Origin of the sequence: uncultured Methylophaga sp. (assembly GCF_947259025.1) — a bacterium.
GTDB lineage: Bacteria > Pseudomonadota > Gammaproteobacteria > Nitrosococcales > Methylophagaceae > Methylophaga.
The window spans coordinates 127,609-139,958 of the sequence record NZ_CAMYKO010000002.1; the positions used below are offsets into that span (position 1 = coordinate 127,609).

The 12,350-nt window shown below is 54.1% G+C and carries 13 protein-coding genes; 3 read left to right on the forward strand and 10 right to left on the reverse strand.

Annotation, left to right across the window (positions count from 1 at the left end):
• The first annotated feature begins 7 nt into the window (after nucleotides 1-7).
• From Q0X64_RS01780 to Q0X64_RS01790, 3 genes are all read left to right on the forward strand, one after another.
• Nucleotides 8-1,657 carry a flagellar hook-length control protein FliK gene (locus tag Q0X64_RS01780; RefSeq protein ID WP_297808227.1) on the forward strand — a complete coding sequence of 550 codons (1,650 nt, stop codon included), beginning with the start codon at nucleotides 8-10 and terminating at the stop codon, nucleotides 1,655-1,657.
• A complete protein-coding gene (locus Q0X64_RS01785; RefSeq protein WP_297808230.1) occupies nucleotides 1,654-1,938 on the forward strand; it encodes an EscU/YscU/HrcU family type III secretion system export apparatus switch protein in 285 nt (94 codons plus the stop codon). Before Q0X64_RS01780 ends, Q0X64_RS01785 begins: the two co-directional genes overlap by 4 nt.
• A gap of 170 nt (nucleotides 1,939-2,108) precedes the next feature.
• Complete coding sequence (locus Q0X64_RS01790) at nucleotides 2,109-3,962, forward strand: EAL domain-containing protein (RefSeq protein ID WP_297808233.1); 1,854 nt, start codon at nucleotides 2,109-2,111, stop codon at nucleotides 3,960-3,962.
• Here Q0X64_RS01790 and Q0X64_RS01795 read toward each other — a convergent pair.
• The 10 genes from Q0X64_RS01795 to cheY form a co-directional block, all read right to left on the reverse strand.
• Nucleotides 3,959-4,348, reverse strand: a complete 390-nt coding sequence (locus Q0X64_RS01795) for a DUF2802 domain-containing protein (RefSeq protein ID WP_297808235.1) — start codon at nucleotides 4,346-4,348, stop codon at nucleotides 3,959-3,961. The two genes, Q0X64_RS01790 and Q0X64_RS01795, sit on opposite strands and share 4 nt — an antisense overlap.
• Before the next feature lie 157 nt (nucleotides 4,349-4,505).
• Complete coding sequence (locus Q0X64_RS01800; protein WP_297808238.1) at nucleotides 4,506-4,979, reverse strand: chemotaxis protein CheW; 474 nt, start codon at nucleotides 4,977-4,979, stop codon at nucleotides 4,506-4,508.
• Between the two features lie 80 nt (nucleotides 4,980-5,059).
• Nucleotides 5,060-5,692 carry a chemotaxis protein CheW gene (locus Q0X64_RS01805; RefSeq protein WP_297808241.1) on the reverse strand — a complete coding sequence of 211 codons (633 nt, stop codon included), beginning with the start codon at nucleotides 5,690-5,692 and terminating at the stop codon, nucleotides 5,060-5,062.
• Nucleotides 5,685-6,473: a ParA family protein gene (locus Q0X64_RS01810; RefSeq protein WP_297808243.1), complete on the reverse strand. Its 789-nt coding sequence runs from the start codon at nucleotides 6,471-6,473 to the stop codon at nucleotides 5,685-5,687. Before Q0X64_RS01810 ends, Q0X64_RS01805 begins: the two co-directional genes overlap by 8 nt.
• Nucleotides 6,470-7,348: a flagellar motor protein MotD gene (motD, locus tag Q0X64_RS01815; protein ID WP_297808246.1), complete on the reverse strand. Its 879-nt coding sequence runs from the start codon at nucleotides 7,346-7,348 to the stop codon at nucleotides 6,470-6,472. The genes Q0X64_RS01810 and motD overlap by 4 nt, the downstream gene beginning before the upstream one ends.
• A gap of 7 nt (nucleotides 7,349-7,355) precedes the next feature.
• A complete protein-coding gene (locus Q0X64_RS01820) occupies nucleotides 7,356-8,096 on the reverse strand; it encodes a flagellar motor protein (protein ID WP_297808249.1) in 741 nt (246 codons plus the stop codon).
• Complete coding sequence (locus Q0X64_RS01825; RefSeq protein WP_297808252.1) at nucleotides 8,096-9,139, reverse strand: chemotaxis response regulator protein-glutamate methylesterase; 1,044 nt, start codon at nucleotides 9,137-9,139, stop codon at nucleotides 8,096-8,098. Before Q0X64_RS01825 ends, Q0X64_RS01820 begins: the two co-directional genes overlap by 1 nt.
• A 9-nt stretch (nucleotides 9,140-9,148) precedes the next feature.
• A complete protein-coding gene (locus Q0X64_RS01830) occupies nucleotides 9,149-11,185 on the reverse strand; it encodes a chemotaxis protein CheA (RefSeq protein WP_297808254.1) in 2,037 nt (678 codons plus the stop codon).
• Nucleotides 11,186-11,196: 11 nt separating this feature from the next.
• On the reverse strand, nucleotides 11,197-11,931 hold the full coding sequence (locus Q0X64_RS01835) for a protein phosphatase CheZ (protein ID WP_297808257.1): 735 nt from the start codon (nucleotides 11,929-11,931) through the stop codon (nucleotides 11,197-11,199).
• Between the two features lie 15 nt (nucleotides 11,932-11,946).
• A complete protein-coding gene (gene cheY, locus Q0X64_RS01840; RefSeq protein WP_297808260.1) occupies nucleotides 11,947-12,336 on the reverse strand; it encodes a chemotaxis response regulator CheY in 390 nt (129 codons plus the stop codon).
• Nucleotides 12,337-12,350 lie beyond the last annotated feature (14 nt).

The following is a 12,350-nucleotide window of genomic DNA, read 5'->3' on the forward strand; positions in this document are numbered from 1 at the left end:
TGCGATCATGCAAATAAATTCATCAGCGCAAGCCCAGGCAGAGGTGGTTCGTGAGGTGCCGGCCCGTTTGCTGGCCAGCCTGTCCCAGGGGCGGCCAGTAGAGGCGACGGTGTTGTCCCGGCCCAGTGCTGACAGTGTGCGTTTGCAGGTTGGTGATACGGTTGTACAACTGAACAGCCGTCTGGCGCTGCAGCCCGGTCAGCAGGTACAACTGGAACGTGCTGTGGAAAATGGCCGCCCGGTAGTCCGTATCAGCACAGAAGCGCTGGATAAAGCGCTGCCTCCACTCCTGCTCAGGCAGGGGCAGCAGGTGGCTGTGGAAGTCGTTAAGCTGCTGGCAGAAAACCGTTTACTGGTCACGCCGCGCTTATTAAATAGTAATCAGCCCGCCGCCGCAGGCCGGCTGCCGGCGCAGATCGAAGTCGATATCCGTGCGCTGCAGCAAACGTTCACTCCGGGGCAGCGACTGGCGCTGGAGGTTTTGCGCGAACAACCGTTGTCGGTTGGACTACGAACTGACAGCCCGTCCCGTGCTGAGCTGATCCAGCGCTACCAGCGCGCATTGTTGCCCCAGTTCACACAGGTAGCGACGCAGCCCTTACAGTCCCTGAATCAATTGGCGTCCAGCACACCAGTCGCTGCGCCAGTAAGACAGGCAGCCAGTCAGTTATTGCAGGCGCTGGCAGATAGTAGCAGCCTGCAGCGTGCCGATGGCCTGCGACAGGCTTTAGGTAACAGCGGCCTGTTTCTGGAAAACAACCTAAGAAATGCGAATCCAGCGCCAGCAGCACAGGATTTAAAAGCCAATCTGCTGCAATTGGCACAGGTGCTCAAAACAGAACTGGTCCAGTCCGGTTCGGCCCGGCTACTGGATAACCCGGCTTTGCTGCAGAAAATGCCGGCAGAGGTGCAGACTGCGCTGCGTCAGTTAGTTAGCACACCGCAACAATTGAGCCAGTTACCGGCCCAGGTGCCACCGGCGCTGGCCAGCCGCGGCCAGACACCCATGCAATTGTTGCTCAGTCTGCTGGCCGGACTTAGTTCCGGTCAGCAGAGCACGCCGGGTCAGAATAGCGCCGCGACGCCGTCCCAGGGACTGACTCATCCTCAGCTCATAGCCGCATCGAGAGAACAGCCCGCTGCACAGAATCAACCCGCAATCCGGGCGATGGAATGGCAGCTCATGCGCGATTTGCTGCGTGAGGTCGAGTCGGCGACCGCCAGAATTCAGTACAACCAGCTATCGATGCTGCGGGAAGCGGATACCACGGCCAATAATAATATCTGGCTGTTCGATCTGCCGGTAAAGGACAAGCAGCAGCTACAAATGCTGCAAATGCGGCTTGAGCAGCATTCAGCGGCATTGACCGATGACGAGGACGCTATCTGGCAGGTGCAGCTGAATCTGGAAACCCGCAACCTGGGACCGATGCAGGCACGTATCAGTCTGCATCAACAGGATGTCAAAGTGGTGTTACTGGCAGAGCGTGAACACAGCGCGGCGATGCTGTCGAGCCATATTGATGATTTGAACCGCCGTCTTCAGAAACTCGATATCAATGTCAGTCATCTCAGTTGCCGGCAGGCGCCGGTCAAACCGCTGACGGCTGAGGCCGATCTGGTTAAGGCGCAACATTTGCTGGATATTTCGGTATGAATGAGCAAGATGATATTTTACGCGCCATTGCCCTGCAGTATGACGGTGAAAACGCGCCGACGGTCACGGCCAGCGGCGAGGGGGAGATTGCCGAGGAGATCCTTCGTATCGCCCGTGAACACCACATTCCACTCAGGGAAGATGCGCTGCTGGCCGAACTGTTGAGCGAACTCAACCTGGGCGAAGAGATTCCGCCCATGCTTTACCGGGTAATTGCTGAAGTGATTGCCTATGCTTACCTGGTTTCGGGAAAAGTGCCTGTAAATAAAAAGGAAAATTAGCCTGACTGAGGCCGGGAAAGGCAAAAGTTGTGCTGGAAAAGCCGGTTATCTCATCTGAAACCTTATAAAAAACATTATGAAAATCACATTAAGTGTTGATTTTCATATATAAAACCGATATCGTCGAATTCATATCAATCTTGGTCCTACCGATGTAGCGCGATATTCAGATGAATTCAAAAATCAAGGAACGTCTGCCGTCTCTGACAAAAGCAGACCAGACAGTCAGCGAACCGGCCTCCAGTGCTGCTGCCGCTGATCTCCTTGATGCCAAAATCATTATCGGTGGCAGTCGCGTCGCCGAAACCGCTTTCACCGAAACCTTGCTGCAAGTCAGTGGCTTCAGCCGTCTCACTACCGCCAGTCATGGTGATCAAGTGCTGCAACTGCTGCGTGAAGGCATTTATAACGATGTCTGCGATGTCGACTTGCTGATTGTCGATGATGATCTCCCCGGCTTTGATCCTGTGGCCACCCGCCTGATGATGGATCAGTTTGATGAGTGGCGACTGATACCGATTATCCGGCTGTGCAAAGAATCACAATGGGATCATGCTCAGGTGCTGACCGATCTGGGTCACGGCGTCACCTCAATGCTGTACCACCCCTTGACTGCTGAATCCCTGCCGCCGGCGATTATGACGGCGCTGGCGGTCAAGCGAGAACGTGATGTCAGTTTCCATAAACAACGCGATCTGGAAGATGAACTGGCCAATCTCAAAGTGATGGAGGCCAGGCTGCAGTTTTCTGTCAGCCATGATGATCTGACGGGGCTTGCCAACCGTCGCCGGCTGGAGCAGGCGCTTGATCTCAGCCTCAGCCAGGTGCGTAATTTTATGAGCACCAGTGCGCTGTTTTATATCGATCTGGACAGTTTCAAGGTGCTCAATGATGCCGAGGGTCATGAAGCCGGTGACACCTTGCTGATACAGGTCGCCAATACCCTGCGCCGCTATTTCCGGGTCAACGATACCCTGGTGCGGATAGGCTCTGATGAATTTGCAGTGCTGGTAGATAACACTGATGAAACCAGCATCAACAAACAGGCACAGGGCCTGAAAGATCTGTTTGATGGCTACAGCTTTGAACATCACGGCCATCACTATCACCTCTCAGCCAGTATCGGCATCAAACAGATTAAACCTGATGAAGTGACGACGGTGGGTGAGATTCTGTCGCATGCCAACCAGGCCTGCTTCACCGCCAAAAAGCGGGGCCGTAACCGGCTGCATTTTTACAACCCGGATGACCGCGAAATGCATACCCTCCGCCATAGCGTCGAGTGGGCACCAAGGATCCGGGCGGCGTTACGCGATGGCAGTTTCATGCTGGAGTTTCAGCCTATTTATGCGCTCGACAGTGGTGAAGTCAATCACTACGAGTGCTTGATCAGGATGCGCGGTGAGGCCGGGGTGCTGTATCACCCCAAAGAGTTTATCCCGGTTGCCGAGGCGATGGGTCTGATCCACCAGATAGATTTCTGGGTGGTGGACAGAGCCTTTGATTTGTTGCGCGGTATGCCCGAGGACATCTCATTTGCAATTAACCTGTCGGTTAATGTGTTTCTGGATGAAAACCTTTACCAACTGGTAGCAGAAAAACTCAAGCAAACGGCGATTGACCCATCACGGGTGGTGTTTGAAATTACCGAAACCTCGGCGATCTCCAACTATGAAAAAACCAAAAGAATGGTGGTCAATCTGCGTGCACTGGGTTGCCGTTTTGCGCTGGATGATTTCGGTGCCGGCTTCAATTCCTATAGTTACCTGAAACATTTCCCGGTTGATATTCTGAAAATAGATGGCGGTTTTATCACCGATCTGGATAACGACCCGGTGGATCAATTACTGGTCAAATCGATGATTGATATTGCCCACAGCCTGGGCAAAAAAACGGTAGCAGAGTTTGTTGAACGGCAATCTACCTTGGACTTACTGCGCAGCTATGGCGTCGATTTTGTCCAGGGCTACCTGGTGGGTAAACCGCAGCCCAATATCGCTATCAAGTCCAGGCCCGCAAACTAGTGCATTTCAACCTGACTGCCACCACGCTGGCCGTGCAGGCGGCTGATCAGGTGGGCTTCCTCATCACTGAGATTGCAGTTATCAATTAACTGCGCGATACCCGCGCCTTTACGCGCCAGTCTTATCGCATGATCGTATGACGGCTGACTGCTGTTGGCGGTCAGATCGATGGCATGCTGGTGATCACGCAGTTTGTTCAGCGTCTGCTCAAAGCGCAGGATACGATCATCGGTGCCTGCCGCACCCTCACACAAAGCTGAAAGCTGATTCTTCAGTGCATGAATCTGTTCTGCCTGGCGCTGATGCATTTTCAACAAGCGCATAGCGGCCAACCCGGTGATCAGAAACACAGCACTCATTACAGTTATCACAAGGACTAAAGTCATCAGTGGCTCCTCACGCCTAAATGGCGCAATTAAACAAAATCAGGATTCCAACTTAACAAGGCCCGGGCCTGTCGCTCACCCTTGTCAGCCGGCGGGGGAGGCCGGCTGACAAGGGCGATGGCAAGCCGCTGCAGATAGCATCAGCAGCAGGGGGAAGTCAGTGTCCAGAAATATCAGAGATCTCCTCTTCGCTCAGCAGCTTGTTCACATCAACCAGAATCAGCAGATAGCGCTCGCGTTTGCTGACACCCTGAATAAAGCGGGAACTGTCATCGCTGATGTTGGGCGCGGTATCAATATCGGACTGATGCAGATAGACCACCTCGGTCACACTGTCGACCAGCATACCGATAACGTGACCGGCGACTTCCGCCACAATAATTCGCGACTCTTCGCTGGCATCTCTGAGCGGCAGGCCGAAACGTGAACGACCATCAATGACGGTAACCACATTCCCGCGAAGATTGATAATCCCCAGCACATAGGATGGCGCGCCCGGCACCGGGGCGATTTCTGTCAGCCGCAGCACTTCCTGCACCTGCATCACATTGATGCCGTAAACTTCATCTTCAAGCTGGAAGGTGACCCATTGCAGTACCGGATCTTCCGCCAGGTTTTCTTTTTCGCTCATTAACCGTACCTTTCTGGTTGAGCTGTCAGTTTTCTGACAGCCTGCGCAATGCGCTAAGGTTGTTGAATATTAAGCAGACTTCATGCCATGTCCCTGGCATCAAGGGATGTCAGCAATGCCGGCAAATCAATCAATGTATGCATGGATTCAGAAAGTAGCCCCTTAAACCAGCTGCGCGGATCATTGTCCTCGCGCCAGTGGACAGCGTCAGTTTCAAGGCTGGCTATTTCTTCAATGGCCTCACAAGCGATCCCGAGGCGACGGCCATCGACCAGCAGGATATAGCGTGGCCGGACTTGTTGCTCACCGGCCGTAGCTTGTAGCGCCGCGCCGATATCGATCACTTCAATTTGCTGGCCACGATCGGACAGCAGGCCCAGTTGCCAATCTGCCTGATCCGGAAACTGAGTCAGGCCCTGCTGCGGCCAGTGCACGATATTGTTGAGCTCAGACACCGGTAACGCCACTTTGATGCCGGCTATCTGGCACAAAAATAAACGCAGCGGGCTCTCCGATGCCTTGGGTTCTGTCTGTCTTTTTTCCGCTGTGGACTCAGCCTGCAGTGACGGCTTATTAGTTGACTCTGGTGTGATTTCGGGTGGTGCTGGGCTTTTAGCAGCAATATTTCGGGGGCTTTTTCGCGGTTCAGCGAGCATATCGTGGAAATACACCGATAAGGCGTCTTTTTGCTGATAAATCTGCGTCTTAGCCATGCGAGCGCTGCGCCTCGGTATGCGTTAATACCTCCAGAAGCCGTTCATAGGCCAGACTGCCAGCGGCCTGCGGGTTCATTGCCGGTAAAGGCTGACCCAGCTTGCTGGCTTCACGGAAGGCATTATCGACCGGAATCATATCGTTCCAGACCTGCTGGCCGTATTTTTCCCGTAATTGTTGCAGGATGTCATGGGCAGCTTGTGAATTCGGATCATGCATGGTGGGCACGATAAAATAAGGCAATGAGCTGTGTCGTGAGTGATTAATCATCGCCACGGTATGCAGCATATGCTCCAGCCCCTTCATAGACAGAAACTCGGTTTGTACCGGAATCAGCAGCCGGTCACAGGCTGCCAGCGCATTGATCATCAAAACGCCCAGCATTGGCGGGCAGTCAATAAACACGTGCTGGAAGCGGTCTTTGAAAAAGCTCAGTGTCTTACGGATCACCAGGCCTTTTCCCTGCTGGGCGCCCAGTTGCCGATCCAGCGTCGCCATCGCAGTCGAGGCCGGTAACAGGAAAATATTGTCGTGCTGAGTTTTTTTCAGGCTCTGGAAAATCGCCCCTTTAGGCGTCTCATCGAGCTTTTGAAACAAGGTGTAAATGCTGGTTTCAATGGCATCAGGATCGTAACCCAGATAGGTGGTCAGAGAGCCATGCGGATCCAGATCCAGAATTAAAGTCGATTCGCCGCGCTGGGCCAGCAGGCTGGCAAGGGATATCACCGTCGTGGTCTTGGCCACACCGCCTTTCTGGTTACAGACTGCCCAGACACTCATGGTGTGGCCTCACTGTCCGTGCTGATGTCTTCGCTGCTGACAGCAGGCTGTGGTCGTTCGCCAGTATTGGCGTTAAATACCTCGAGGCTGCGGCGACTGCTGTCCCGACCGAGAATCACCAGTACCACCCGGCGGTTTTTCTGGCGTCCGGCTTCGGTGCTGTTGTCAGCGATCGCTTTGTATTCGCCGTAGCCGGTCGCTGACATCCGGTCGGGTTGGATGCCATAGCGATCCAGCAGATGCACGACACTGGCGGCGCGGGCCGCAGAGAGTTCCCAGTTGGACGGAAAGCGCGGGGTGTTAATCGGCTGATTATCGGTAAAGCCTTCCACCTGGATCGGGTTGGCCGAGGTTTGCAGAATATCGGCAATTTCACCGATGACCGGGACTGCAGCCCGGGCAAGGCGGGCATCACCACTTTGGAACAGCACCCGCGACTTGATTTCCAGCTCCAGCCAGTCTTCACCCTGTTTAATGATGACATCCTCTGAATCGATCATCTCTGATAAAGCGGAGCTCAGTTGCTGCGATAAGTTATCAATGGTTTTCACATCTTCGGCTGAAGCGGCAGGTGGCCTTTGCGGGACTTCCGGCAGTTCAATCTGGAAAGTCGGTTTAAGTGGGTCGCTCGGTGTCGAGGTCTCCTGGCCTTCTCCACGGCTGATTTCACCCAATTGGATCGGATTGGCACTGCGTACCGGCTGTGAGAACACGGCTTCCAGTGTTTCCGACAATACCCGATACTTGCCTTCATTGACTGAAGAAATCGAGTACATCACCACAAAGAACGCAAACAACAGGGTAATAAAGTCCGCGTAGGAGACCAGCCAGCGCTCATGGTTTTCGGGTTCTTCGTGTTTTTTGCGGCGTGCCATAGCGACCTCAGTTCAGGTAAGCTTGCAGTCGACTTTCGATATTACGCGGGTTGTCGCCGTCAGCGACACCGATCAGCCCCTCGATCAGCATCATTCGTATCCGGGTTCTCTGCGCCACCACCGCCTTCATCTTGTTACCGATAGGTAAAAACAGCAGATTGGCGAGGCCCACACCGTAAATGGTGGCAACAAAGGCCACCGCAATACCGGAACCCAAAGAGGACGGGTCAGCGAGGTTGCCCATCACGTGGATCAGGCCCATCACCGCGCCGATAATACCGATTGTGGGGGAATAGCCGCCCATGGCTTCATAAACCTTGGCCGCCTGGGTGTCATCTTCTTCTTCCAGATCCAGGTCATTTTCCAGCACTTCGCGGATCAGCTCCGGCTCGGCACCGTCAGCGATCAGTTGCAGGCCTTTCTGCACAAACAGATCGGTCTCATCCATTGCCATGGATTCCAGTCTGACCAGCCCCTCACGACGGGCTACCTGGTTCCATTCGAGGATTTTTTCCAGCAGGACGTCCGCTTCCATTTTAGGTGGCACAAAAACCCAGGAAGATCGACGCATGGCGCGCAGGAAGGTGTTCATTGGCGTTTGCAGCATCACCGCGCCAAGCGTACCGCCCAGCACAATCAGCAGGGCGACGGCGTTGAGGATGGTGTCGATATGGCCGCCTTCCAGGTACTGGCCCACCAGGATGGCACCGAAACCGACAATCAGGCCCAGAATGCTGAGTATGTCCATTAATGCATCTCCGCCAGTTGCCGGCCGATTTCGCTAACATCGAGAATTTTATCGGTGAGTCCCGCTTTGGCAACCGCCATCGGCATACCGTAAATGGTGCTGCTTTGCTGATCCTGGGCCCAGATACTGCCGCCGATTTTTTTAATTGCCTGGCAGCCTTCACGGCCATCACTGCCCATGCCGGTCAGAATGATGCCCAGGGTCTGCTGACCGCAGAGGCGGGCGATGGAATTGAATGTCAGATCGACACAGGGTTTGTAAGTCTGATCGGCTTCTCCGTCCTCAATATGCAGATAAAAACGGCCGGGACGGCCTTTCAGTAACATTTGCTGACCGCCCGGAGCCAGGTAAGCGGTACCGGCTTGCAGGGATTCCCCATTCTCGCCCTGCTTGACCCGGATCCGGCATTGGGCATCGAGCCGCTCGGCAAAGGACGGGGTGAAAGTGGCGGGCATATGCTGCACCATCAGAATCGGGCAGGGAAAGTTGGCAGGTAGCTGGGTTAAAACCTTCTGCAGGGCAATTGGCCCGCCGGTGGAGGTACCGATTGCGACCAGCTCCGGTGCCTTAAGCTGCTGGACTTGACGCCCGGCCGGAGCCGCCAGGGTAGCCTGTTGCTGCAGTGGTTTTTCCAGGCTGGCATGGAAGCCACTGGCCAGTTGATAGATCCGCTGGCACAGGGTTTTCTGCGCTTCACTGCGGTCAGAGGACAGGTCCTCGAAGCGTTTGGGCAGGAAGTCAGTGGCACCGGCCTCCAGTGCATCCAGTGTTGATTTGGCACCCTCAGTGGTCCAGGTGGAGAGCATTAGTACCGGCGTCTGGCGTAAAGCCTTGATTTTGCGCACGGCGGTGATGCCATCCATCACCGGCATTTCCAGATCCATGGTGACCACATCGGGCTTTAAGGTCTGTACTTGTTCAACGGCTTCCTGACCATTGCTGGCCGTGGCCACTACCTGTAGCCGCGGATCTGCGTTGATGATTTCAGTCAGTCGCTTACGGAAGAAACTCGAATCATCCACTATCAGGACTTTTACGCTCACCATCGCCTCCTAGTAACCGCGATTGGCGTAGGCGTTCATCAATTCGGGGAAGTCCAGAATCAGGGCAATACGACCATCACCAGTAATGGTGGCTCCGGCCAGTCCCTTGGTGCCTTGCAGCAGCGCGCCCAGAGGTTTGATTACGACTTCTTCCTGTCCCAGTAGCTGGTCGACCACGAAGCCGACACGCTGGGTGCCGACATTAACCACCACCACATGTTCGATTTCAGCTTCCTCAGACGGGTTGTAATGTTTCACCAGCCATTTGCGCAGGTAGAACAGAGGCAAAGCTTTATTGCGAACCATAATGGTTTGCTGCCCATCGACCACATTGGTTTTGTCCAGATCAAGATGAAAGATTTCATTCACACTGACCAGCGGCAGGGCAAAAATCTGGTCGCCGAGCATGATCATCAAAGTCGGCATGATAGCCAGCGTCAGCGGGACTTTAATTGACAGGGTCGTGCCCACGCCCATTTCCGACTTGATATCGATCACGCCGTTAAGCTTGGATATGCTGTTTTTGACCACATCCATGCCGACGCCGCGACCGGAAATATCGGTGATTTCCTGTTTCATTGAAAAGCCGGGGGAGAAGATCAACGAAAAACATTCTGATTCGGTCAGCCGGGCGGCGGTGTCTTCATCCATCATGCCTTTTTCCACCGCTTTGCGGCGCAGCACTTCGGGGTTCATACCTGCACCGTCATCGGCAATGGTCAGCAGGATATGGTCACCCTCCTGGGCGGCGGAGAGCACGATATTGCCCTGGCGCGGTTTGCCATTGGCTTCACGGGTTTCCGGCATTTCAACGCCATGATCAACAGCGTTACGCACCAGATGCACTAGCGGATCGGCCAACGCTTCCACCAGGTTCTTGTCCAGATCGGTCTCTTCACCGTGCAGTTCCAGGTTAATATCTTTTTTCAGGCTGCGCGCCAGATCCCGTACCACCCGAGGGAATCGGCCGAAGACTTTCTTGATGGGCTGCATCCGTGTTTTCATCACGGCAGTCTGTAAATCGCCGGTGACCACGGTCAGGTTATTGACGGCCTTGGCCATCTCTTCATTTTCGAAAGCAGCCTCCAGCGTGCTGATTCGGTTACGCACCAGTACCAGTTCGCCCACCATATTCATGATGTCATCCAGGCGACTGGTATCGACCCTGACACTGGTTTCAGCCGGTTTGGCGGCAGGTGGTTTGGGCGGTGCTGCTTCAGCTTTGGCAGGTTCCGGTGTGGCAGGCTGTGCTGCTTTGCTTTCTGCTGATTGCGATGTTGGCGAATCAGCAGCTTGTTTAGCTGTCGGTTCTGCGGATGGCTGCGATTTAGTCTCTGCAGGGGCTTGTGCCTGTTGCTTTGTTTGTTGGCCCTGTCCAGCCGACTGTTTTTTGCCCTGAAGCTGGTCCAGCAGCGCTTCAAATTCTTCTTCAGTGATATCGTCATCACCTGCTTTTGACTCAGATACTGCTTGCTGGGCAGGCTGCGACTCTCCGCTACTGCTGCCTGGTGCGGCATTGCCATGTAGTTGATCCAGCAGATCCTCAAATTCATCGTCGGTGATTTCGTCATCAGCGACATGATCATTATCGGCTTCCGGCTGTGGTGCTGGTTCGGGCTCTGGTTCAGGCTCGGGCGTTGCGGCGACGGGTGCATTGTCGCCACTGAGATAGGCGGCCAGTTGATCCAAGATCGCCGGGTCAGCCGGAGTAGGGTGCTGGCCGGATTTGATTTCATCGAACATGGTGTTGAGGGTATCGAGCACTTTGAGGAAGGTATCCATCATATCGGCATCGACAAAGCGTTCGCCCTGGCGTAGCAGGTTGAACACATCCTCGCCTTTGTGGCAAAGGTTGACCATGGCATCCAGACTGAGGAAGCCGGCACCCCCTTTGATGGTGTGAAAACCCCGGAAAATGGCATTGAGCAGATCGCTGTCCTGCGGGCTGTTTTCCAGCTCGACCAACTGCTCGTTCAGGCCTTCCAGGATCTCCTCGGCCTCAACCAGAAAGTCCTGCAAAATCTCATCATCGGTATCCAGCGTCATGCATTGTTTCCTCAGAAGCCGAGGCTAGATAACAAGTCATCCACATCGTCCTGATCATTCATCACGTCAGGATTGTTTTTGGCGTTTATCTGCGGGCCTTCGGCTTTAATCGGGTCAGTCTGTTTTTGGGTTTTGTTATCCTGCTGATGTTTCCCGGCCACTTTGACCAGTTGCACCAGACTGTCTTCCACTTCTTCCACCAGGCTGATGACCTGACGAATTACCTGTCCGGTCAAGTCCTGAAAACCTTGTGCCAACATCATTTCCGACAGGTTGGCATGCACCTGATCGGCATGGCTTTTGACGGCAGGCAGGTACGCCTCAATCTCCTTGACCAGTTGGCGAAATTCCTCAGCCGTCATTTCCTTTTTTCGGAAACGTTGCCAGCTCTCATCTATCTTTTCGGCAGTCTGACGGAGTTCTTGAGCCAGAGGCATTGTTTGATCGATGTGACCCAGGGTTTTGTGGGCGGCGTCTTCGGTGGTGGTAATGACGTAGTTCAGACGGTCGCGGGTGTTAGGGATATCGTTTTCAGTGAGGTCAATCAGGCGCGAGTCAACGTTGAAGTTGCTCAGCGCTTCATGCAATTCACGGGTAAGCTTGCCCACCTCCTGAAAAAGCTCACTCTCGTGTGACTGGGTGAGAATAGCCAACTGTTTATTGATGGCGTTGTCATCATCGTTTTCCAGCGCAGTCAGCAGACTGCGGGCAGCATCGAGCTGAATCTCTTTGTTAAGCGGGGCCATGAGCGTCAGCGCTCCTTATTGTGCGTTGATCCGTTCAAAAATCTTTTCGATTTTGTCCTTGAGGGTAGCAGCAGTGAACGGTTTGACGATATAACCGTTGACACCGGCCTGAGCGGCTTCGATGATTTGCTCGCGTTTAGTTTCAGCGGTGACCATCAGTACCGGCAGTGTTGCCAGATTGTCGTCGGCACGAACTGCTTTCAGCAGGTCAATACCCTGCATTCCAGGCATGTTCCAGTCAGTGATCAGAAAGTCGATGCCCCCGGCCTGGAGAATAGGAAGCGCAGTGGTACCATCGTCGGCTTCCTGGGTATTATTGAAGCCCAAATCGCGCAGCAGGTTTTTGATAATCCGTCGCATTGTGGAGAAATCATCCACAATCAGGATCTTCATATTCTTATCCAAAACAACCTCCAATC